General features: G+C 60.8%; 22 protein-coding genes. 12 read left to right on the forward strand and 10 right to left on the reverse strand.

The features are described 5' to 3' along the window. The first annotated feature begins 12 nt into the window (after nucleotides 1-12). Nucleotides 13-930 carry a ribonucleoside hydrolase RihC gene (gene rihC / locus G5168_RS04075; protein WP_421251872.1) on the forward strand — a complete coding sequence of 306 codons (918 nt, stop codon included), beginning with the start codon at nucleotides 13-15 and terminating at the stop codon, nucleotides 928-930. Between the two features lie 54 nt (nucleotides 931-984). After that, nucleotides 985-2,346 (forward strand): C4-dicarboxylate transporter DcuC, encoded by a 1,362-nt coding sequence (gene dcuC / locus G5168_RS04080; protein WP_421251873.1) that lies wholly within the window; start codon nucleotides 985-987, stop codon nucleotides 2,344-2,346. Nucleotides 2,347-2,555: 209 nt separating this feature from the next. On the opposite strand, the gene G5168_RS04085 is transcribed toward dcuC, so the two are convergent. Continuing rightward, on the reverse strand, nucleotides 2,556-3,236 hold the full coding sequence (locus G5168_RS04085; protein WP_421251874.1) for an HAD-IA family hydrolase: 681 nt from the start codon (nucleotides 3,234-3,236) through the stop codon (nucleotides 2,556-2,558). Then, entirely contained in the window at nucleotides 3,233-3,478 is a 246-nt protein-coding gene (locus tag G5168_RS04090) for a hypothetical protein (protein WP_421230621.1), read from the reverse strand. The genes G5168_RS04085 and G5168_RS04090 overlap by 4 nt, the downstream gene beginning before the upstream one ends. A 116-nt stretch (nucleotides 3,479-3,594) precedes the next feature. On the opposite strand from G5168_RS04090, the gene G5168_RS04095 reads away from it, so the two are divergent. Then, nucleotides 3,595-4,503, forward strand: a complete 909-nt coding sequence (locus G5168_RS04095; RefSeq protein ID WP_421251875.1) for a LysR family transcriptional regulator — start codon at nucleotides 3,595-3,597, stop codon at nucleotides 4,501-4,503. Nucleotides 4,504-4,593: 90 nt separating this feature from the next. Here the strand turns inward: G5168_RS04095 and G5168_RS04100 are convergent, their stop codons facing one another. From G5168_RS04100 to G5168_RS04110, 3 genes are all read right to left on the reverse strand, one after another. Further along, nucleotides 4,594-5,277, reverse strand: a complete 684-nt coding sequence (locus G5168_RS04100; RefSeq protein ID WP_421251895.1) for a cold shock domain-containing protein — start codon at nucleotides 5,275-5,277, stop codon at nucleotides 4,594-4,596. 132 nt (nucleotides 5,278-5,409) lie between these two features. Continuing rightward, nucleotides 5,410-5,976, reverse strand: a complete 567-nt coding sequence (locus tag G5168_RS04105; RefSeq protein WP_204383909.1) for a cysteine hydrolase family protein — start codon at nucleotides 5,974-5,976, stop codon at nucleotides 5,410-5,412. 49 nt (nucleotides 5,977-6,025) lie between these two features. Further along, nucleotides 6,026-7,189, reverse strand: a complete 1,164-nt coding sequence (locus tag G5168_RS04110) for an FAD-dependent oxidoreductase (protein ID WP_421251876.1) — start codon at nucleotides 7,187-7,189, stop codon at nucleotides 6,026-6,028. Between the two features lie 265 nt (nucleotides 7,190-7,454). Here G5168_RS04110 and miaB point away from each other — a divergent pair, with 265 nt between their 5' ends. From miaB to lnt, 5 genes are all read left to right on the forward strand, one after another. Then, nucleotides 7,455-8,888: a tRNA (N6-isopentenyl adenosine(37)-C2)-methylthiotransferase MiaB gene (gene miaB / locus G5168_RS04115; RefSeq protein ID WP_164536230.1), complete on the forward strand. Its 1,434-nt coding sequence runs from the start codon at nucleotides 7,455-7,457 to the stop codon at nucleotides 8,886-8,888. Between the two features lie 54 nt (nucleotides 8,889-8,942). After that, nucleotides 8,943-9,992 (forward strand): PhoH family protein, encoded by a 1,050-nt coding sequence (locus G5168_RS04120; RefSeq protein WP_005362369.1) that lies wholly within the window; start codon nucleotides 8,943-8,945, stop codon nucleotides 9,990-9,992. Beyond that, nucleotides 9,989-10,453 carry an rRNA maturation RNase YbeY gene (gene ybeY / locus G5168_RS04125; RefSeq protein ID WP_005354089.1) on the forward strand — a complete coding sequence of 155 codons (465 nt, stop codon included), beginning with the start codon at nucleotides 9,989-9,991 and terminating at the stop codon, nucleotides 10,451-10,453. Before G5168_RS04120 ends, ybeY begins: the two co-directional genes overlap by 4 nt. A gap of 95 nt (nucleotides 10,454-10,548) precedes the next feature. After that, entirely contained in the window at nucleotides 10,549-11,433 is an 885-nt protein-coding gene (gene corC, locus G5168_RS04130; RefSeq protein ID WP_203118663.1) for a CNNM family magnesium/cobalt transport protein CorC, read from the forward strand. 147 nt (nucleotides 11,434-11,580) lie between these two features. Next, nucleotides 11,581-13,125, forward strand: a complete 1,545-nt coding sequence (lnt, locus tag G5168_RS04135) for an apolipoprotein N-acyltransferase (RefSeq protein WP_421230627.1) — start codon at nucleotides 11,581-11,583, stop codon at nucleotides 13,123-13,125. A 65-nt stretch (nucleotides 13,126-13,190) separates the two neighbouring features. Here lnt and nqrE read toward each other — a convergent pair whose 3' ends face one another. From nqrE to G5168_RS04155, 4 genes are all read right to left on the reverse strand, one after another. Next, nucleotides 13,191-13,790, reverse strand: coding sequence for an NADH:ubiquinone reductase (Na(+)-transporting) subunit E (nqrE, locus tag G5168_RS04140; RefSeq protein WP_257691309.1), 600 nt, complete (start codon nucleotides 13,788-13,790; stop codon nucleotides 13,191-13,193). A 198-nt stretch (nucleotides 13,791-13,988) separates the two neighbouring features. Beyond that, entirely contained in the window at nucleotides 13,989-14,381 is a 393-nt protein-coding gene (locus tag G5168_RS04145; protein WP_254204248.1) for a hypothetical protein, read from the reverse strand. Nucleotides 14,382-14,659: 278 nt separating this feature from the next. Further along, nucleotides 14,660-16,390 (reverse strand): single-stranded-DNA-specific exonuclease RecJ, encoded by a 1,731-nt coding sequence (gene recJ / locus G5168_RS04150; RefSeq protein ID WP_257691310.1) that lies wholly within the window; start codon nucleotides 16,388-16,390, stop codon nucleotides 14,660-14,662. Beyond that, on the reverse strand, nucleotides 16,356-17,003 hold the full coding sequence (locus tag G5168_RS04155; RefSeq protein WP_421251877.1) for a disulfide isomerase DsbC N-terminal domain-containing protein: 648 nt from the start codon (nucleotides 17,001-17,003) through the stop codon (nucleotides 16,356-16,358). The genes recJ and G5168_RS04155 overlap by 35 nt, the downstream gene beginning before the upstream one ends. Nucleotides 17,004-17,319: 316 nt before the next feature. On the opposite strand from G5168_RS04155, the gene mscL reads away from it, so the two are divergent. Then, nucleotides 17,320-17,730 carry a large-conductance mechanosensitive channel protein MscL gene (gene mscL / locus G5168_RS04160; RefSeq protein ID WP_047438040.1) on the forward strand — a complete coding sequence of 137 codons (411 nt, stop codon included), beginning with the start codon at nucleotides 17,320-17,322 and terminating at the stop codon, nucleotides 17,728-17,730. A 72-nt stretch (nucleotides 17,731-17,802) separates the two neighbouring features. Here the strand turns inward: mscL and xerD are convergent, their stop codons facing one another. Continuing rightward, nucleotides 17,803-18,702, reverse strand: coding sequence for a site-specific tyrosine recombinase XerD (xerD, locus tag G5168_RS04165; protein WP_216953023.1), 900 nt, complete (start codon nucleotides 18,700-18,702; stop codon nucleotides 17,803-17,805). A gap of 250 nt (nucleotides 18,703-18,952) precedes the next feature. On the opposite strand from xerD, the gene fldB reads away from it, so the two are divergent. From fldB to G5168_RS04180, 3 genes are all read left to right on the forward strand, one after another. Further along, a complete protein-coding gene (fldB, locus tag G5168_RS04170; RefSeq protein ID WP_005335151.1) occupies nucleotides 18,953-19,471 on the forward strand; it encodes a flavodoxin FldB in 519 nt (172 codons plus the stop codon). Between the two features lie 202 nt (nucleotides 19,472-19,673). After that, on the forward strand, nucleotides 19,674-21,074 hold the full coding sequence (locus G5168_RS04175) for a TldD/PmbA family protein (protein WP_216953022.1): 1,401 nt from the start codon (nucleotides 19,674-19,676) through the stop codon (nucleotides 21,072-21,074). Continuing rightward, the gene (locus tag G5168_RS04180; RefSeq protein ID WP_216953021.1) at nucleotides 21,074-22,414 is read left to right on the forward strand and encodes a TldD/PmbA family protein; all 1,341 of its coding nucleotides are present in this window, start codon (nucleotides 21,074-21,076) and stop codon (nucleotides 22,412-22,414) included. Before G5168_RS04175 ends, G5168_RS04180 begins: the two co-directional genes overlap by 1 nt. The last annotated feature ends 16 nt before the right edge of the window (nucleotides 22,415-22,430 follow it).

Below are 22,430 nucleotides of genomic sequence, written 5' to 3' on the forward strand. Positions count from 1 at the left end.
GAGGAGAACAGCGTGAACCCTGTCGCCATTATTCTGGATACCGACCCCGGCATCGACGATGCCGTTGCCATCGCCGCCGCCCTGTTTCACCCCGGGATCGAGCTGGCGCTCATCACCACGGTCGCCGGCAACGTCGATGTCAGCAAGACCACCCGCAACGCCCTGCGCCTGCTGCACTTTTTCGGCCAAGAGGTGCCGGTGGCACAGGGGGCCAGCCAGCCCCTCGTGCGCCCCCTCGACAATGCCAGCCATATCCATGGCCACTCCGGCCTCGATGGTTACGAGTTTGCCGAGCCCGGGCAACAGCCGATACCGGAGCATGCCGTCGAAGCCATGAAGGGCACCCTGCTCGCCAGCGAACAATCCATGACGCTGGTGCCCATCGGGCCGCTGACCAATATCGCCCTGCTGCTCACCCTGCACCCCGAGTGTCGGGAGAAGATCGCGCGGATCGTGTTGATGGGCGGCTCGGCCGGTCGGGGCAACCACACCCCCAATGCCGAGTTCAATATCTACGTGGATCCGGAGGCGGCTCACATCGTCTTCAGCAGCGGTCTGCCCATCGTGATGTGCGGACTCGATGTCACCAGCCGGGCCACCCTGACCGGCGAGATGATTGCGGCGCTGCCCGCCCTCAACCGCACCGGCGCCATGCTCCACGCCCTGTTCGGCCACTATCGCGGCGGCAGTATGCAGACCGGGCTCAAGATGCACGATCTCTGCGCCATTGCCTATCTGGTGCGCCCCGATCTCTTTATCACCCGGGCCTGCCATGTGGCCATCGAGACCCGGGGTGAGCACACCCTCGGCACCACCTCGGTGGATATCAACAACCGGCTCAAACGCCCGCCCAACGCCGAGGTGTGTCTCGATATCGACGTGCCCGGATTCAGGGCCTGGTGCATGGAGACCCTTGCCCGCGCCATCTGATCCCGAACCGCCAGCCCGCTGGCCCATTCACATCAAGAAGAGAGTGTTGGAAACATGCTGGAAATAATTGTCAGCACCCTGATCCTGGTCATCTGCGGCTATCTCATCGCCAAAAACTACGATGCCAAGATAGTGCTGTTTGGCGCCGGGCTGCTGCTGATGTTTGCCGCCGTCGGACTGGGCCACCCCCTGCTGCCTGCGGCGCAGAGCAGCGGCCTCAGCTGGCTTGATCCCTTCGTCCAGATCAAGCAGATCTTCATCAGCCAGATGGGCAATGTCGGCCTCACCATCATGGTGCTGTTCGGCTTCTCCAGCTACATGAGCCACATCGGCGCCAACGACGTCACCGTGATGCTGCTGACCCGCCCCTTGAGTCGCATCCGCTCCCCCTACCTGCTGGTGCCGGTGATTTTCCTCTTGGGCAATCTGCTCTCGCTGGTGGTGCCAAGCGCTGCCAGTCTGGCAGTGTTGCTGATGGCGACCCTCTATCCGGTACTGAAGGCATCGAACATGTCCTCCCTCACCGCGGGGGCCGTCATTGCCACCACTGCCACCATCATGCCCAGCCCGCTGGGGGCCGATAACGTGCTGGCCGCCCAGAAGCTGGGCATCCCGCTGGTGGAGTACATCGTCTCCTACCACGCCCCCATCTCGCTGCCGACACTGGCGTTGATGGCAGTGGTGCACTACTTCTGGCAGAAGGCGATGGACAAGCGGCAGCAGTCGCGCAGCGGACTAGAGGAAAAAGAGGAATCGCTCGCCGTGCCCACCGGCTTGTCACCCGCCTACTACGGCCTCTTCCCTGTACTGCCGCTGGTGCTGGTACTGCTGTTCGGCATCTGCTTCACCCATATCTCCCTAGGGCTGGTGGAGATCACCTTCGTCTGCCTGCTGCTCACCATAGGGGTAGAACTCTTGCGCAAAGGCAATATCAAGGAGACCAGCAAGGAGTTCGCCATCTTCTTCACCGGCATGGGGACGGGTCTGGCTCAGGTGGTCTCGCTCATAGTAGCGGCCAGCATGCTGGTGGAGGGACTGAAAGCCATCGGCATCATCGATACCCTGGTCGATAGCGTGAAACACATCGACGGCGTCGGCTCCATCTTGATGTTATTCTTCTCCGGTACGGCGGCGCTGATCGGCTTTATCAGCGGCAGTGGGCTGGCAGTCTTCTACTCCTTTATCAACATCATTCCCGAGATCACTGAGAAGGTCGGCGTCAACAGTGTCGCGGTGGCCCTGCCGATGCAGCTCACTGCCAACCTGATCCGATCCATGTCGCCGGTCGCCGCGGTGATCATCGTCATCGCCTCGATCACCGGCAGCAATCCCATCGAGATCATCAAGCGCACCTCGGTGCCCATCATCTCGGGCATCATCTGCTGCATGACCCTCTCCTACCTGCTGTTCAGCTAAACCAGCTCCATCTGCAGGCGATCAATCCGGTCGCCTGCAGACGGTTTTTTACCTCCGGTTGAAAGTGAACCCACTGCATGTAAACGCCCGGAAGATAATCGGTGGGGATCGTCTATAACTTTTACGACCAAGAGCCACATGCGCCTGAGTAACTGACCGCCAGCCATCAGGCTCAGCCCCCTAATTCAACTCCCAGAGCTCTCGTGCCGTCATTCTTGGTTGGCGCCCTGCATCGACAGCATCACCAGCAAGGACTCGCCTTTCCCTGACACCACTCTCACCTCGCGCCAGTCGCGGATCACCGCCACCACCGCAGGGTTGAGCGGTGCATCGCCCCCCACCTGTACCACGGCGCAGCCTGCACGCAGGGCGCTCTCAATACCGGCCGGGGCATCCTCAAATACCAGACAGCGAGCGGGTGGCACGCCAAGCCGTACAGCGCCCAGCAGATAGGGCTCGGGATCGGGTTTGCCATTGATCACCGCTTCGGCTCCCACCAACACGGCCGGCAGCGGCAAACCGGCACAATTCAGGCGATGGCGGGCAACCCGCTCACCAGCGGAGGTCACGATGGCCCAATGCTGTGGCGGCAGGTGGCGCAGCAACTCGCCAGCTCCTGCGATGGCGTCGCCGCCGGTATGCAGCATCTCCAACTCATCAAGCCGCGCGACCTCTCGCTCCACATCCAGTTGCGGAGCCAGCGACCGGATCACCTCGCGCGAACGCATACCGTGACACATCGCCAACACCGGCTCGGGATCGCGCAGATGTTCACGACACCAGAGCCGCCATACCTGCTCCACATCGCCGGTCGAGCAGACCAGGGTGCCATCCATATCGAACAGCAGGGCGGATACCGACAGGGTGAGTGAGTGCGTGGCGGAACTCATGCCGGATCACCGGCAGGCTCGAGGGCAGCGCCAGAAAGTGCATCGGCAAAGGCCTGCTGCTGGGCTGCCCGCTCGTAACAGGTCAGCGCCTGCTCGGCACTGCCAGCCCACACTTGCAAGGGGCCGACCACAAAACCCTGTTGCAGCAGGCTGGCGAGCAGCTCCCCAGTCTCCGGGGCCGCCAATGGCTGGGCCAGCACCAGGGTGCCCTTGATCAAAAAGAGATAGCGCTGGGTAGACATGATATGGCTCCTTGTTCCGGTTCAGAGGAGGGCGATTCCCCCCTTGCCGAGCCATTAGAACAAGGCGATTAGATAATTTATAATCAATAAATAGCCACTTTGGATAACCAATTGGAATGAAATTTGACTTGAGGCAACTACAGGCGTTTGTGACGCTGGCCGAGACCGCCAACTACCGGGAAGCGGCCAGCCGCCTCTTCATTACCCAGCCGGCCCTCACCAAGCAGATCCAGGGGCTGGAGCAGACTCTCGGCAGCACCCTGTTCAAGCGGGGCCGCCACGGTGCCGAGCTGACGGCGCTCGGCGCCCAGTTGCTCAACCAGGCGAGAGCACTGGTCGAGCATGGGCGGGAGTTCGAGAGCCATGCTCTGGCGGTGGCGAGCGGGGTCGCCGGTCGGCTCAAGATTGGCTTTGGACTATCGAGCTTTGCGCTGGCCCCCTCGCTGGTGGCCCGTTTCAAACAACAGGTCGCGGACGTAATGGTCCATCTGCAGGATATGCCCTCCGCCATCCAGCAGGAGCAGCTGCTCTCCGGCCAGTTGCAACTTGGTTTTATGCGTCGGCCAGAGACTCCGCTGTTGCAGGAGCATCGGCTGCTGACCGACCGGCTGGTACTGGCGGTGCCAACCCGGATGACCCAGCCAGATCCGTCATCGTTTGACGTCCAGCAGGCACTGACCAGTCAACCCCTGTTGCAGATGGTGGGCTACCGTTGTCCCGGCCTAACCCGGCAGATCGCCGGGTTTCTCGGCGCCAACCGGCTGACCGGCATGGTTCAAGAGGCAGAGGATATTCAGACTCTGGTGGCATTGGTTGCGGCAGGCATAGGTAATGCAATCCTGCCGCACAGCGTCAGCTTTATCGCGGGCCCGGACGTCACCCTCTATCCCCTCTTTGGCCCCTGTTCCGAGTGGGAGATAAGTCTGGTGTGGAACCCCGCCTTTGCCGACCCGATCCGCGATCGCTTCGTGCAGCTGGTCCTCGATCCCCATCCCGCACCGCACCCAGCCACAATCGATCGCTGACCCAGCCAAAAACTCCCGCAGACGGAACCAGGAGAAGATAGCGCTCAGCAATCGAGATGAATTAATCGGGCCTTTGTGAATCAAAGCATTTCAATTAACACACCACTGATCTTCACAGGGGATGCCATCTCCTTCCCCATCCATCTTGGTACCAGGGCAGTTTTGTAAAAACCAGGTTGCCTTCTCGCAGGAGGTCATCTGGGAGCAATGCTGCCGACCATCACACTGGCGAGTAAAGGTCGCTGCCTGTGGCGTACTGAAGATGGAACTAACCTCCTCTTGAGTAACTGGCGATGCGGGCGACAAATTGGCAAAGAAGCGGGAATAGATGGAAAAGAGGCCGACGAGCAGCAACAGGGGGAGCAATTTACCACTCCAGCTGCTCTTGAGACGTCGATAGGGGTTACTCCGCTCTCTGGTAGAAGTGGGTCTTGGCGGCTGACTTGCCGCCCGAAATGCAGGCGCCGCCGATGATGCGGCTGATCTTGCTGCTGATGGTGCGACCGACGGCACAACACCCGCCAACGTGAGCGGGCGATCGGGGAAAAAGACCTGTAACGCCCTCGGTTTGCCATCTTGGCCACTGCCGATCAGATAGGTGACACGCTCCCCCGGCTCTGGCACTCGGCCATCTGATTGCAGCGCCGTAACATGCACAAACAGCCCTGCACTGCGTGCTCCATTGATTGCCTGCTCGGCGCCATTTTGCTCCGGCGTAATAAATCCAAAGCCGCGCGCCTCGTTCCAGCTCGCGATCCGTCCCTGATAACGCATCTGTCCATCCTTGTTGTTATCCATGTGAGCACTATCTTGCCCGACAATCATGTTGCCCAAAAGCGCAGCGGCCCAACAGGGATCTGCAGAGTCAATCTCAACACGGTGATCGGGCGCAGCCTGCGTTAAGGATCAAGCCAGCTGGGACACCTTGATGATCTCGGCGATGCGACCCAGCATCCGCAGCGAGGTGTGATGCTCGGTGGCATCTGCGGCGGCGCAGGCATCATCCAGAATGGTGATGGCGTAGTCGCGATCGTGACCATCCCGCGCTGCCGCCTGAATGGCCCAGCTGGTGCTCACCCCGCACAGATAGAGGTGGTCGATGTGATTGGCCCGCAGCGCAGGCTCCAGCGCCGTGCCATAGAAGGAGCTGACCCTGGGCTTGGTCAGCACCAGATCGCCGGGCTGCACATCCAGATCCGGATGAAAGTCGGTGCCGCTGTCAGCCAAGGAGAGCGCCCCCAACTGGTGAGCGCGACCAAACATGGGAGACCCCTTGGGCTGCAGCTGATAGCCGCCGTCAAAGCCCACCTTGATCAGCACTACCAGCCAGCCGTTGGCGCGGGCATGGGCCAGCGCCTGATTGGCATGCGCGATGGCATCCTGCTCCAGCACATGGGCTGCGGAGGCGGCAATGCGCCCGTCGGGGTGGGCAATATCGTTGATAAAATCGATCACCAGCAGTGCCTTGTTCATCACCTTTGCTCCTTAGCGCATTCAGCCCGTGCTATCTGGTTTCTATCTGTCAAACCAGCCCCAGTGCATATCGCAGCGCCATCTCCTTTAAGGGGCCAGCTTTATCCGCCAGATTGAGGGCCAGATTACGGGCCAGCTTGAGCGGGCCAATCTCGTTGCTGAACACCCCGTAGAAGAGATCCATCCCCGACTGCATCAGCAGGTTGTCGGGACGACGGCGCCGCTCGTAGCGCTCGGCCAGCACAAGTTGATGCCAGTCAGCGCCAGCACCTTGCAGCAAGTCGACCCAGCAGGCGACATCCTTGAAGCCGAGGTTGACCCCCTGCCCCGCCAGCGGGTTGATGGTGTGGGCAGCATCGCCAAGCAGCACCACCCGACCGACGTGATAGTCGTTGGCGTGGCGGCGCACCAGCGGGAAGCTCCCCTTGCCGGTGACGGTGAACCCGCCGAGCCGACTCGGGAAGTGGCGGCGCACTTCGGCGGCAAGCCCTTCGTTGCTCATGGCCGCCAGAGCGCGGATCCGGGCCGGGCTGTCATACCACACCAGAGAGCCGTGCTGGCCTGGTAATGGCAGGAAGGCGCGCGGGCCGCTCGGGGTGAACTGCTGCCAGGTGATATCTTCCTGCGCAAAATCGGTGTCGATATTGATCAGCATGCAGTGCTGGCGGTACTCGAAGCGCGATACGCCGATACCCGCCAGCTTGCGGGTGTGGGATTCGGCGCCGTCGCAAGCCAGCACCCAGCGCGCGGCCAGCTCGGAGCTGTCATCCAGAGTCAGCACAGCTTCATCCGCACTCTGGCGCAGGCTGGTCACAGCCGCCGGGGTGTGGGTCTGGATGGTAGGAAACTCTTCCATCCGCTTGAGCAGGGCGAGCTGCACGAGCCGGTTTTCGATGATGTAGCCAAGCTGGGGCAGACCGAGATCGGCGGCATTGAAGCGGGTGGCAAAGCCATCCAGCTCCCAGGTCTCCAGCCGGCGATAGGGGCAGAGCCGCATCTGCTGCAGATGGTGCCAGGCACCGGCCTGCTCCAGCAGCGCCACCGAGGCCTGACTGATGGCGGAGACCCGCAGATCCAGCGGCTGCTCCGGCGCGTAATGCTCCGGCAGTTGGGTCTCGATGACCCGCACCGAGAGACCCTGAGCCGCAAGCAGACAGGCGGTGGCGGCGCCCACCATGCCGGCGCCGACGATGGCGATATCACACTGTTCCATACATGTATTCCTGAAAGGGTGCGTCCGGCGACAGCGCCCGGACGTGAACCGGATGGCTGCATGATAGCGCAAGGGCGACTGATAAACAGTGAGACAAACGGGGAATTGCTGCGTCAAATCAAGGAGAAAGCTTATTGAGCTTGCTGGCAACAGGTATCGGGTGAGCACCATTGCCAGCTGGATATTAGCTAGGCAGTATCCAGATTGCGGAGTAAAATGCGCGGTCCTTTGACCATGCCGATTTCAAAACAAGTCAAGAGAAGCAATGAGCAAGAAACTTCACATTAAAACCTGGGGTTGCCAGATGAACGAGTATGACTCGTCCAAAATGGCCGACCTGTTGGATGCCAGCAATGGCTACACGCTTACCGAAGAGCCCGAAGAGGCAGATGTCTTGCTGCTCAATACCTGCTCCATCCGCGAAAAAGCGCAGGAGAAGGTGTTCCACCAGCTGGGACGCTGGAAAAAGCTCAAGGCCAAAAAGCCCGGTCTGGTGATCGGCGTGGGTGGCTGCGTTGCCTCTCAGGAGGGCGATGCGATTCGCCAACGCGCTCCCTATGTGGATATCGTGTTCGGCCCGCAGACCCTGCATCGCCTGCCCACCATGATCAAGGAAGTGCAAGAGGGCCGTGGTGCCCAGGTTGATATCGCCTTCCCCGAGATCGAAAAATTCGACAGCCTGCCCGAACCGCGCGCCGAAGGGGCTACCGCGTTCGTCTCCATCATGGAAGGCTGCTCCAAATACTGTACTTACTGCGTGGTGCCCTACACCCGCGGTGAAGAGGTGAGCCGACCGCTGGACGACGTGCTCTACGAAATCGCCCAGCTCGCCCAGCAGGGCGTGCGCGAAGTGAACCTGCTCGGCCAGAACGTCAACGCCTACCGCGGCCCGACCTTTGATGGCGGCATCTGCACCTTCGCCGAGTTGCTGCGTCTGGTGGCCGCCATCGACGGTATCGATCGCATTCGCTACACCACCAGCCACCCGATCGAGTTCACCGACGACATCATCGAAGTCTACAAAGATACCCCGGAAGTGGTCAGCTTCCTGCACCTGCCGGTGCAGAGCGGCTCCGACCGTATTCTGACCATGATGAAGCGCCCGCACACCATCCTGGAGTACAAATCCAAGATCCGTCGCCTGCGTGCCGCCCGTCCCGACATCACCATCAGCTCCGACTTCATCGTTGGCTTCCCGAACGAGACGGACGAAGACTTTGAAGCGACCATGAAGCTGATCGAGGATGTGGGTTTCGACATGAGCTTCAGCTTCATCTTCAGTCCGCGCCCGGGCACCCCGGCCGCCGACATGCCCGACGATGTCGACATGGAAGTGAAGAAAGCCCGTCTGGCCCGCTTGCAGCACGTCATCAACAACCAGGCGATGCAGATTGGCCGCGCCATGCTGGGCACCACCCAGCGCATCCTGGTGGAAGGACCCTCCAAGCTCGACCCGATGCAGCTGTGTGGCCGCACCGAGAACAACCGGGTGGTCAACTTCGAAGGCCAGCACACCCTGATCGGCGGCTTTGCCGACGTGGAGATCACCGAGGTGCGTCCCAACTCCCTGCGCGGCAAGTTCATCCGCGGCGAGAGCGAGATGAACCTGCGGATCGCCACAGCACCGAGCGAAATCCTAGCCCGTCGCCCGGATAACGTACCGGACGAGCTGGGCGTGGCCGCCTTCACACCCCATTAATCCCCTCCTCCCCATTCGCCCGGCGGATGGGGAGCGCCTTGAGACGAGGATATTTTGAGCCGACACATCTCGACCCTGAATCTGCATCTGGAGCCCGCCGACAACCAGCGCCTTGCCAGCCTGTGCGGCCCCTTCGATGACAATATCAAGCAGCTGGAGCGCCGCCTCGGCGTCGAGATCAGCTACCGTGACAGCCACTTCCAGCTGGTGGGCAAACCGGCCCAGCTGGATGCCGCCGCCGTCATCCTCAAGCACCTCTATGTGGAAACCCAGCCCCTCAAGGGTGGCAAGGTGACCGACATCACCCCCGACATGGTCCATCTGGCCATTCAGGAGTCGCGGGTGCTGGAGCAGGATGACGAACCGGCGCCGAGCATCCCCTATGGCAAGGAGGTGACGGTCAAGACCAAGCGCGGTCTCATCAAGCCACGCAGCCCCAATCAGGCTCAGTACATTGCCAATATCGTGCGCCACGACATCTGCTTCGGCATAGGCCCGGCCGGTACCGGCAAGACCTATCTGGCGGTCGCAGCGGCGGTGGATGCGCTGGAGCGTCAGGAAATTCGCCGCATTCTGCTGACCCGTCCGGCGGTGGAAGCGGGTGAGAAGCTCGGCTTCCTGCCCGGGGATCTCTCCCAGAAGGTAGATCCTTACCTGCGCCCGCTCTACGACGCCCTGTTCGAGATGCTGGGCTTTGAGCGGGTCGAGAAGCTGATGGAGCGCAACATCATCGAAGTGGCGCCGCTCGCCTATATGCGCGGAAGAACCCTCAATGACGCCTTTATCATTCTCGATGAGGCCCAGAACACCACCACCGAGCAGATGAAGATGTTCCTCACCCGCATCGGCTTCAACTCCAAGGCAGTGGTCACCGGTGACATCACCCAGGTAGACCTGCCGCGCAACGCCAAATCCGGCCTGCGTCACGCGCTGGAAGTGCTGCCAGGGGTCGATGGTCTGTCGTTCAACTTCTTCGAGTCCAAAGACGTGGTGCGCCACCCGGTGGTGGCCCGCATCGTGCAGGCTTACGAGGCATTCGATGCCAAACAGGCCGCCGAGAAGGTGGCCGGCCAAACAAACGCCAGCAAAGAGAGCGAGCAATGAGCGTAACCCTGGATCTGCAGCTGGCCAGTGCCAGCACTGATGGCCTGCCCACCGAAGCCCAACTGCAAGGCTGGCTCGACGGCACCATTCTCGGCTTCCAGCAGGAGGCAGAAGTAACGGTGCGTATCGTCGACGAGGCGGAGAGCAACGAGCTCAACCTCACCTATCGCGGCAAGGACAAGCCCACCAACGTGCTCTCCTTCCCGTTCGAGGCGCCACCCGGTCTGGAGCTGCCGCTGCTCGGCGATCTGGTGATCTGCCGTCAGGTGGTAGAGCGCGAGGCCGAGGAGCAGGGCAAGCCCCTCATGGCCCACTGGGCCCACATGGTTGTGCACGGCAGTCTGCATCTGCTAGGTTATGACCATATCGAGGATGAGGAAGCCGAAGAGATGGAAGCGCTTGAGCGCGACATCATGCAGGAGCTCGGTTTTGCCGATCCTTATCTGAACGACGAAGAGTAAAACGCCGGACGGTCATCGTCTTGAAACAGCAGATGACCATCCTTATATAACCCGAACTATTTCAAGTGTGTTCATACGAGTAACCAAGAGAGAAAATGACCGACGATCACCCTAGTACCGGCTCGCCGAAGAAAACCTGGCTCGACAAACTCAGCCAACTCTTCCAGGGCGAGCCAAAAGACCGCAATGATTTGGTAGACGTGATAGCCGATGCCGAAGAGCGCGACCTCATCGATCAGGACACCAAGGACATGATCGAGGGGGTGCTGGAGATCGCCGATCTTCGCGTGCGCGATATCATGATCCCCCGCTCCCAGATGGTGACCATCGAGAAGTCCCAACCGGTAGATGCAATCCTGCCGGTGATCATCGAGTCCGGCCACTCCCGCTTCCCGGTGATCAACGAGGACAAGGATCATGTGGAGGGCATTCTGCTCGCCAAGGATCTGCTCCCCTTCGGGTTTGGCGGCCATCACGCCAGCGAGCCGCTGCAGCTCGAGAAAATCTTGCGCCCCACGGTGATCGTGCCGGAAAGCAAACGGGTTGACCGTCTGCTCAAGGAGTTCCGTGAAGAGCGCTACCACATGGCCATCGTGGTCGACGAATTTGGTGGCGTCTCCGGTCTGGTGACCATTGAAGACATTCTCGAGCTTATCGTCGGCGAGATAGATGACGAATTCGATGACATCGAGGATGAGCCGGACGAGATCCGCCGCATCAGCAAACGGGTCTTCTCGGTTAGTGCCCTTACCGAGATCGAGGATTTCAACGACTTCTTCGGCACCCAGTTCAGCGATGAAGAGGTGGATACTGTGGGTGGTCTGGTGATGCACGCCTTCAGTCATCTGCCCAAGAAGGGCGAGGAGATCGAGCTGGACGGCTACCTGTTCAAGGTGATGCATGCCGACCGGCGTCGTCTGCAGCAGTTGCAGGTGAAGATCCCCGAGCACCACGCGGCGGCGCAATCCGAGCCGCAATAAGCAGATCCGCTCAATGTGTGAAACAACGCCCCGACCTCGGGGCGTTGTGCTCTCTGCCACCGGCATCGAGGCTCGCCGTTGCCCCGCTTACAGGTTAAGATACCGGCCATTCGACCCAGTTTCAGACCAAGACGAGCACCATCGCCCGTGAGATTATCCCCCGTTACGTCCAAAATCCTGTTGAGCCTCGGCGCACTGGCCAGTGGTGCCATCGCTATATTGGCTTTCTCTCCCTTTGGCTACTGGCCGCTGGTGATCCCCTCCCTGCTGGGCCTCTACGCCCTGCTGGACAAAGCCACGCCAAAGCAGGCCGCCTGGCGTGGCTTTGGCTACGCCATGGGACTCTTTTTGCCGGGGCTATGGTGGATCCACGTCAGCATGACTGAATTTGGCGGCATCCCGCTGCCGATGGCCTTCGTACTGCTGGCCGGGCTCTCCGCCTATCTGGCGCTCTACCCGACGCTCGCCTGCTGGGTCTTTGCCCGCTTCTTTGGCGGCCGTCACTGGAGCCGCTGGCTGCTCGCCTTCCCGACACTCTGGCTGCTGGCGGACTGGCTGCGTGGCTGGGTAATGACCGGCTTCCCCTGGCTCTGGTTTGGCTACAGCCAGATCGACGGCCCGCTCAGGGGCTTCGCCCCAATCCTTGGGGTGCAGGGCATCACCCTCGCCCTGTTGCTCTCTGCCTCCGCCATCTGGCAGGTGTGGAAATCCCGCTCCCCGCTCTGGCTGGCGGTGCCCGCCCTGCTGGTTGCCGGTGCTCACGGCCTGATGCAACTCAACTGGGTGACCCGTGGCGAACCGGTCAAGGTGGCACTGGTGCAGGGCAATATCGCCCAGTCCCTCAAGTGGGATCCGGAGGCGCTGGCCCCCACGGTGCGCACCTATCAGGACTTGAGCCGCGAGAATCAGGATGCTGACATCATCATCTGGCCGGAGTCGGCGATCCCGGCCATCGAGAAGGCGATGGGCCCCTATCTGGAGAATCTGGACAAGGCGATGAAGGTGAACGATACCGGCCTGCTGGCTGGGATTATTCACTACGACGAGCAGCAACAGCGCTTCTACAATACCGTGCTCGGCATGGGGGTGCAGGATGCGGATGGCAAGGAGTCCTACTTCTACAACCACTCCAACCGCTACAACAAGTACCACCTGCTGCCCATCGGCGAGTTCGTGCCGTTTGAAGATCTGCTGCGCCCCATCGCCCCCTTCTTCAACCTGCCGATGTCCTCCTTCAGCCGGGGTGACGAAGTGCAGCCAAACCTGATCGCCAAGGGGCTCAAGTTCGCCGCCGCCATCTGCTACGAGATCATCTTCCCGGAGGAGGTGCGCCGCAACGTCAATGCCGATACCGACTTCCTGCTGACCGTCTCCAACGATGCCTGGTTCGGCACCAGCATTGGCCCCTGGCAGCATATGGAGATCGCCCGGATGCGCGCGCTGGAGCTGGCTCGTCCGCTGCTGCGGGACACCAACACCGGCATCACCATCGTTACCGAAATCGACGGCAGCATCATCGGCCAGATCCCGCAGTTTGAAGCGGGCGTGCTGCGCAGCGAAGTGCGTCCCGCCCACGGCGAGACCCCCTACCTGCGCTTTGGCAGCTGGCCTCTCTACGGTCTGACCGTACTGCTGCTGGGTCTGGCGCTGGCCCTGCGTCCCAAGGCTCACCCCTGGGCCCGCGAGCTGTAATGGCCATCCGCAATCCCTGATAAACAACGAGGCGCCCGCAGGCGCCTCGTTTTTTTCATCTCCAATCAAAGTGATATGCCGGAGAAGGACATGAAACCAAGGGACATCAGCCCTGCCACGATAAAGGTGATGCCGATGCCCCGCAGCCCATCGGGGACATCGGCGTATTTTAGCTTCTGGCGCAAACCGGCCATGGCGACAATGGCCAGCAGCCAACCAAGCCCGGAGCCTGCGCTGTAGACCAGCGACTCGACAAAATCGTAATCCCGCTGCGCCATAAACATCACCCCGCCAAAGATGGCGCAGTGCACCGTCAACAGAGGCAGATAGATGCCGAGCGCCTGATAGAGCGCCGGAACGTACTTGTCGAGCAGCATCTCCATCACCTGCACCAACGCCGCCAACACCCCGATGTAGATGATGTAATCGAGAAATCCCAGATCGAATTCCCCGAAAAAGGTACTGCCTGCCCGCAAGATATGGCGGTAAATCAAGTTGTTGAGGGGAATGGCGATAACCATCACCACCAGGATTGTCATGCCAAGGCCAAAGGCAGTGTTGATGTTCTTCGAAACGGCCAGAAAGGTACACATGCCCAGAAAGAAGGCCAGGGCGAGGTTCTCGACAAAGATCGAGTGAATAAACAGGTTGAAGTAGTAGTCCATAGGGTGTGCTCACCAGATGTTTGCGCAAAGAAAAGTCTGCCTCTGGCCGATGGCCAGCAGCATGGACGACACAACAGAAAGCGCGGACGCAGCACCAGACGATAGAGCGCAGGCAGCAGGTATCAGCCTGCCCGTCAGTCAATCAGGAGCGTTACAAACCGAGTGAAAAGGTGGATGGGCGCCCGCCAGCAGGGTGGGCTAGTCGCCGTGACAGAAACGATATTGCAGGTGGCGACAGCGCAGCAGCCGTCGGTGCAAATAACCGAAGTAGACCGGGAGCTGCCTGACATAGAGAAGAGGGAGAACCAGTAGCAGACCGCAGAGCAGGCCGAGGATATCGTGCTGGAACCAGGCCAGCACCATCTGATAGCGCTCGGAATGAGTGGCCCCTTCGAGTCGCCGCCCCGGCTCGAAGCCGAGTCGCCACTGGGAGGCAGGAGGAAGGCCGACACTGTTGACCAATCCCGGATCGGATTGCTCATGCAACTGCATCGAGACCTTCTGCCTGACCGACGCCTGATGAGGTGTTGCAGTGACCCCTACCGCAGCGAAAGCGGCAAACCACAGCAGGCTGGCGATAGCGAGGACCATCGCCCAGGTCGATAGTCGGCCAAAAGGCAGCAAAGAGTCAGTCCCGTTCAAACAACAAAATGATGCGGGGATGAATGTATCACAACGCCTCTTTTTCTTGAATTTGAAACCGTACTAACTGACGTAAAACGATACTAAAAACCCTCTTTCTAAGAAAGCCAGCAATTAAATACCAACATAACAAGGCGGTAGAGTCACCCCCGGGCCCACAGTAAAACGGCCACCCGAGGGTGGCCGTTGTCAGCGATGTCAACGATCAGAGCAGCAATCCTACCTGCTCAGAGACCGGCCGCCTCCAGATGCTCCACCAGCAGCTGCACACTGCGGTTGCCGCGCCACTCGTTGACGTCAAGCCGGTAGACAAGCCGCACCCGCTTGACCGAGGCATCGGGCCAGCGCTTGATATCGACGCCGAAGGCGATGGCATCCACCGCGTGGCCAGAATCGGTAGTCAGCATCATCTTGAGGTGCTTCTCCCCCACCAGCCGCTGCTGCACTAGCACGAATTCGCCGTCAAACAGCGGCTCGGGGAAGGCCTGACCCCAGGGGCCGGAGGCGCGAATAAGCTCCGCCAGCTCGAGAGTGAGCTCGTCCGGCAGCAGCTCTCCATCGGTGAGCAGCACCCCGGTCAAGAGCTCCGGCGTCACCAGCTCGCTGATGACCGCCTCAAAGGCCCGCCCGAACGCTTCGATATTGGCCTTGGGCAGGGTCAGCCCCGCCGCCATGGCGTGGCCGCCAAACTTGCCCATCAGCCCCGGGTGGCGGGTGTCGAGCAGTTCCAGCGCATCGCGCAGATGCACCCCGGGGATGGAGCGGCCAGAGCCCTTGAGCTCGCTCTCGCTGCTCTCGGCAAACGCGATGACCGGGCGGTAGTACTTCTCCTTCACCTTGGAGGCCACCAGCCCCACCACCCCCTGATGCCACTCGTTGCGGTGCAGCACTATGCCCGACGGCACCTCGCCATCGCGAAACCGGATCTGCTCCAGGGTAGCGAGGGCCTCCTGCTGCATCCCCTGCTCGATCTCCTTGCGCTCCTGATTGAGGCTGTCCATCTCGGCCGCAAGCTGGCGCGCCAGATTGAGATCATCGCAAAGCAGACAGGCGACCCCGAGGGACATGTCATCGAGGCGCCCTACCGCATTGAGGCGTGGCCCCAGTGCAAAACCGAGGTCGGAGGCAGTGAGGCGACGACCATCGCGGCCCGACACATCCACCAGCGCCTGAATGCCGGGGCGACAGCGCCCGGCCCGGATCCGCTGCAACCCCTGATGGACCAGAATGCGGTTGTTGCCATCGAGGGCCACCACGTCGGCGACCGTGCCGAGGGCCACCAGATCGAGGTAATCCGCCACATTGGGGGCGCGCAACCCTTGCCGTTCGTACCAGCCGAGCTGACGCAGATGGGTGTTGAGGGCCGCCATCAGGTAGAAGGCTACCCCCACCCCGGCCAGGGACTTGGAGGGAAAATCGCAACCGCGCTGGTTCGGGTTGACGATGGCATCGGCATCAGGCAGCTCCTGACCCGGCAAATGGTGATCGGTAACCAGTACCTGCATTCCGGCCACCTTGGCCGCCGCCACCCCGGCGATGCTGGAGATGCCGTTATCCACCGTGATCAGGAACTCGGCGCCGCGGGCCACCGCCAGCTCGACGATCTCGGGGGTGAGGCCATAACCGAACTCGAAGCGGTTGGGCACCAGAAAATCGATATGGCGCCCCCCCATGGCGCGCAGGGCCAGCACACACAGGGCCGAGCTGGTGGCGCCGTCGCAGTCGAAGTCGCCGACGATAAGGATCCGTTTCTGGGTAGTCAGGGCATCCGCCAGCAGAGGCACCGCACGCTCCATCCCATAGAGGCGCTGGGGAGGCAGCAACTGGCTGGCGCTGCGCTCGAGCAGAGCGGGATCCTCTACGCCACGGCTGGCGAAGATTTGACGAAGCAGGGGGTGCAGGGTGGCGGGGAGATGGGAATCATCAACTCGCGGACGACGACGGATTTGCAGGGGCATCAATGTGATCCAGTATCTTGAGCAGTTGTTCCGGGCTCTGGTAGCCCCTTACCAGATCTCCATCAGAGGAGACCCAGGCAGGCAGTACCTTGACCCCCAACCACTGGCTCAGGCCAATATTCTCGATAAGGGTCTCACTACATTCCTTTTGAGGCAAATAGGCTTTGAAGGGATCATTCTGTAGCAGGGGATCCTTGCACCAGTGGGAAGCCTGTCCTGCATGTTCAATCACGGGGTAGAGCTCGACACTGACCCCGGACGCCTGCAGATGTTGCAGCGTGCCGGACAGCTGGCGACGAGCGGCATCCTGCTCACCGAAAAAGAGCGCAACCCGATAACGCTCATTACTGGCCTGGAGCACGACCGGTGGATGGGTCACCTGGGACAAGCCCAGTCGACGCTGCTCGCGCATGCCCGAGATGGTGAGGTTCTTCATGTTATGAGTCATATCCAGCATGACCCCCTGCACCACATAGTTCCCCTTGGCATCGCTGTAGAGCACCCCTTGCGAAGTGCCCAGCATATAGAGCCCGGGAATGGGGGTCTGTTCCACCAGATAAACAGAGACCCCTAACCGGGCGGTAATGGTCTGTTTCAAGGTTTGGGTATCCATCCCCGCTCTGGCAGCAAATGTGCACAAAAGCATCATTCCCAGTAGTAAATACTTCACTTGTTTACTCACGCGGTATGAATGAATCGACCCAGCAAACTACAGCAGCACAGCTCATCATTCAATCAGCTACTTATCAAAAAATTAATATCACTTTGTACCAAAAAAAAGGTTCCCCCCGATTGCCAAGGACTCATAACGCCCGCAAGCTAGTCAGGACGACAGGAACAACGCGGCTTAGCCTCTGTTTTTCCTGACAAGAGTTCGCCCTTTGGCAAGGGTAATCAACGCGCTATCTTGTTTAATTTCGGAGGAAATAATGAGTCTGATTCAAGAGTTCAAAGCCTTTGCCGCCCGCGGCAACGTCATCGATATGGCGGTCGGTATCATCATTGGTGCCGCCTTCGGCAAAATTGTCTCCTCTTTTGTCGGTGACGTGATCATGCCGCCCATCGGCCTGATCCTGGGCGGCGTGGACTTCAGCGACCTGGCGGTCACCCTGAAGGCCGCTGAAGGTGCAACACCCGCCGTGGTCATCGCCTATGGCAAGTTCATTCAGACCATCATCGACTTTCTGATCATCTCTTTTGCCATCTTTATGGGACTGAAGGCCATCAACACCCTCAAGAAAAAGCAGGAAGAAGAAGCCGCCGCTCCGGCAGGCCCGACCAAGGATCAGGAGCTGCTGACCGAGATCCGTGATCTGCTGAAATCCCAGCAAGGGAAATAAGCGCCATCTCCTGTCGTGTAGAGATAAAAAAACCGCCTGCTGGCGGTTTTTTGTTTTTGGGAGGACAGCCACTCAAGCTCTGGGGTGATGCTCCCCGTGCAGCGCCTTGAGTCGCTCGTTGGCCACATGGGTGTAGATCTGGGTAGTGGAGAGATCCGCATGGCCCAGCAGCATCTGTACCACTCGCAGGTCGGCGCCGTGGTTGAGCAGATGGGTGGCAAAGGCGTGGCGCAAGGTATGGGGGGAGAGCTCGCCATTAATCCCGGCCCGCAGGGAATAGAGTTTGATGCGATGCCAGAAGGTCTGGCGGGTCATCATACGGGCCTGCTTGGAGGGAAACACCACATCCGAGCTGGTGCCCCCCAGCAGCAGGGTGCGGGCCTCGCGGTAGTAACGCTCCAGCCAGTGCATCGCCTCCTCGCCCATCGGCACCAACCGCTCCTTGTTACCCTTGCCAATAACCCGCACCAAGCCCTGCCGCAGGCTGATATGCTCGGCGGTGAGCCCCACCAGCTCGGAAACCCGCAGCCCGGTGGCGTAGAGCAGCTCCAGCATTGCCTTGTCCCGCAACTCCAGCGGGTCATCCACCAGCGGCGCACTCAGCAACGCATCCACCTCCGTTTCGCTTAAATCTGAGGGGAGTTTTTTCGGCAGCTTGGGCCCCTCCAGCAGCACGGTCGGATCATCGCTGCGCAGCTTCTCACGGTTGAGATACTGATAGAAACGGCGCAGGGCCGACAGGAAGCGGGCGGTGCTGCTGGCCGCAAACTGGTGATCGACCCGCCAGGCGAGGTAGTGCTGGATCTCGTCCATCCCCGCCAGCAGCAGCGAGCTCCCCTGCTCGTCGAGCCAGAGGGAGAACTTCTCCAGATCGCTGCGATAGGAGCTGACCGTGTTGTCAGACAATCCCCGCTCCAGCCAGAGGGCGTCGAGAAAGGGTTCAATCAGGGGATGGGGGTCGGGTTTGCTCATGGTGCGCTGCAATCAGGGGATCGATGGCCCATTGTAACGCGCCAACTCCTTGGAAAGACAAGGCACTTTCATTGGAAAGATAAGGCACGTTTGCCACGCACCTTGCCGGGCGGTGAAGGTCGAATGGCAATCTGCTAGACTGGCGCCCTCCCCTTACGTTACCCATCGTGTTGCCAACATGGCGCAGCCCACACGAGCATGCGAGAACGCGCCAAAAGCAAGCGAGAAAGCGCCAACAGAGAGTAGAGCGATGAAGATTGGTCTGTTTTACGGTTCCACCACCTGCTACACCGAGATGGCTGCCGAGAAGATCCGCGCCCTCATCGGCCCCGAGCTGGTGGATATTCACAATATCAAGGATGTCTCCCTGCGCCGGATGGAGGATTACGAGATCCTGATCCTCGGCATATCCACTTGGGATTTTGGCGAACTGCAGGAGGACTGGGAGTCCCGCTGGGAAGATATCGCCGATCTCCATCTGGAGGGACGCATCGTGGCCCTGTTTGGCCTCGGCGATCAGCTCGGTTATGGCGAATGGTTCCAGGACGCCCTCGGCATGCTGCACGATCAGCTGGTGCCAAAAGGGGTCAAGCTGGTGGGCTACTGGCCCAACGAAGGGTACGAATTCGATGCCTCCAAGGCACTGATCGACGATGGCCGTCACTTCGTCGGGCTGGCGCTGGACGATGCCAACCAATATGACCAGACCGATCCGCGCATCGAGCAGTGGGTCGAGCAGATCCTGAGCGAAATCCACGCCCTGCTCTGACCTTTCCCACGTTTTGGCAAAACGACCCTGAGCGCCTGGCCCTGGCCGCCGGGCGCAGTTATCGCACCGATTTTCTCAATCGGTATCATCGCATGACGCTATAGCGACTTTTTTGTGCTGGTCTGCAACAATGGACTCGACATCCCATAACAATCAGAGCCGGATGTCGGAAGCAAACGGACAGACCAGAAAAGGATATTCTATGACTCCATTCTCCCTGTTGGCCCCCGCCATCGCCCGTGACGTGCTCGATCACGCGCTGGCGCTGGGTGCCGATTTTGCCGAGCTGTTTGTGGAGCGCAAGCGCCGCAGCCAGCTCAGCCTGCTCTCCAGCCAGATAGAGAACATCAGCGGCGGCCTCGATTTCGGTATCGGCGTGCGCCTCTGTTACGGCCACAAGGTGCTCTACGGCTACACCAATCTGGCCAGCCGCGACGAGCTGCTGCGCATTGTCACCCTGCTGGCGGCCAAAGACCGCCGCGACCCCGTGGTGACCGCCACCGCCTTCGATTTCACCCGCCTGAGCGATCGCAACCCGGTGGCGCTGCCCCTGTCGGCAGACAAGCTGCTGGAGCAGAAGATCGCCTATCTGCACGCCATGGATGCAGCGGCCCGCTCCGAGAGCGACAAGGTGAGCCAGTTCTCCGGCAACGTGCTGGGCTGGGAGCAGGAGGTGGAAATCTTCAACAGCGAAGGAGTGCAAGTAGCCGATCGCCGCCACTACAACCGCATCATGGCCCAGACCATCGCCATGGAAGGGAGCGAGCAGAGCGTCGGTTACGAGGCCCCCGGCGCCCTGATGGGGTGGGAGCATGCCGATCGCATCGATCCGCGCGAGCTGGCGCTCACCGCCACCCGTCAGGCACTGGTGAAACTGGGCGCGGCTCCCTGCCCGAGCGGCACCCTGCCGGTCATCATGGAGAACGGATTTGGCGGCGTCATCTTCCACGAGGCGTGCGGTCATCTGCTGGAGACCACCTCAGTGGCCAAGAAGGCATCGGTGTTCCACGACAAGATGGGCCAGCTTATCGCCAATCCGGTGGTCAATGCGGTGGATGAAGGCTTGCAGAGCAACGCCTGGGGCTCCATCAACGTCGATGACGAGGGGATGGCTACCCAGCATACCCAGCTCATCAAGGACGGGGTACTGACCGGCTTTCTGGTGGACAGAATGGGTGCCCTCAAAACAGGCTACGCACGCACCGGCTCCGGGCGGCGCGAATCCTACAAGTACGCCCCCACCTCGCGCATGCGCAACACCTATATCGAGCCGGGCCACCACAGCCTCGACGACATGTTGGCCACGGTAGAGCACGGCATCTACGCCAAGAAGATGGGGGGCGGCTCGGTACAGCCCGGCACCGGCGAGTTCAACTTCAATGTGCAGGAGGCCTACCTCATCGAGCACGGCAAAATCACCAAGCCGCTCAAGTCTGCCACCCTGATCGGCACCGGCCCGCAGGTGCTGAAAGAGATCTCCATGGTGGGCCGCAACCTGGCACTGGCCGCCGGTATGTGCGGCTCGGTCTCGGGCTCGGTGCCCACCTCGGTGGGCCAGCCGGCGCTGAAAGTGGACAATATTCTGGTGGGAGGGAACGCCTGATGAGCCAGCTCGACATGAACCAACTGCTCACCCGCCTGCTCGACAAGGTGGCCGACCTCAACGCCGAGGCAGACATCATCGCCAATCAGGAGAAGGCCTTCTCCCTCAAGGCAGACAAGGGCGAGCTGGGTGAATACAAGGTCACCAGCAGCCAGCAGCTCGGCATTCGCCTGATCAAAGAGGGTCGGGTCGGCATCGCCTACTCGGAATCCCTCGATGAGCTGGCGCTGGATGCAATGCTGCAAGATGCGCTCGATGCCAGCCGCTTTGCCAAGGTGGATCCGGATCAGCGCATCTCGGTGGCCAATAGCCGGATCACCACAGATTGCGCCGAAATCAACCAGCCCGATACCACGCCGGTTGAGGAGAAGATCGCCCTGGCCCTGCGCCTCGAATCTGACATGCTGGCCATGCCCGATGTGAGCGGCGCCCCCTACAACAGCTTCTTTGAAGGGGAGAGCCAGCTCTGGCTCGCCAACAGTCAGGGCACCCTCTGCCAGCACGGCGAGTTTAGCGTCGGCTGCTACACCTCGGCGCTGGTGGAACGGGATGGCCGCCAGTCGATGCACTCGCAGGGGCAGTATGGCCGTCGCTTCGACGAGCTGGATAGCCAGCGACTCATCGAGCAGATCTACGCCATCGCCGATGGACTGCTGCCCGGTGAAGCGGTGCCGAGCGGTCGCTACAGCGTCATCTTCAGCACCAACTGCTTTGCCAGCCTGTTTGGCTGCTTTCAGGGCGTGCTGTCGGGCAAGTGGGCCCAGCAGGGGATCAACCCCTGGCGCAGCAAGGTCGGCCAGAGCGTGGCGTCACGCTGGCTCACTCTGGAGAGCAGGGTCTATATGCCGGGCGGCATGAACATCAAGGCGTTTGATGGCGAGGGGGCGGCCAGCTCGGATCTGCTGCTGATTGGCGAAGGGGAGCTGAAGACCCTGCTCCATAACAGCGCCACCGCCCGCCACTTTGGTGTGGCCAGCAACGGCTCGGCCGCCCGCGGTGCCCGCAGCGCCCTCGATGTGACCGCTCGCCATCTGGTGTTTGGCGCGGGCCCTCACTGTGAAGCGGAGGTGCAGAGCGGCGACTATCTGGAGCTGGTCAAGCTGGACGGTCTGCATTCGGGTGCCGATGCGGTGAGCGGTGACTTCTCCTTTGGCGCGTCGGGCTTCCTCTGCCGCGATGGGGTGCGACTGCAGCCGGTGCGCGGCATCACTGTAGCAGGCAACTTCTACCGCCTGCTGGGCGAGCTGGAAGCGGTCGGCGATACCCTGCACCACAACGACAGCAAGGGCTTCTACTCCCCGCTTATCCGTTTTGGTGGCCTCTCCGTCGCAGGCAAGTAAACGCCCCGACGAAACC

Source organism: Aeromonas sp. 600724 (assembly GCF_049175135.1).
Lineage (GTDB): Bacteria > Pseudomonadota > Gammaproteobacteria > Enterobacterales > Aeromonadaceae > Aeromonas > Aeromonas veronii_A.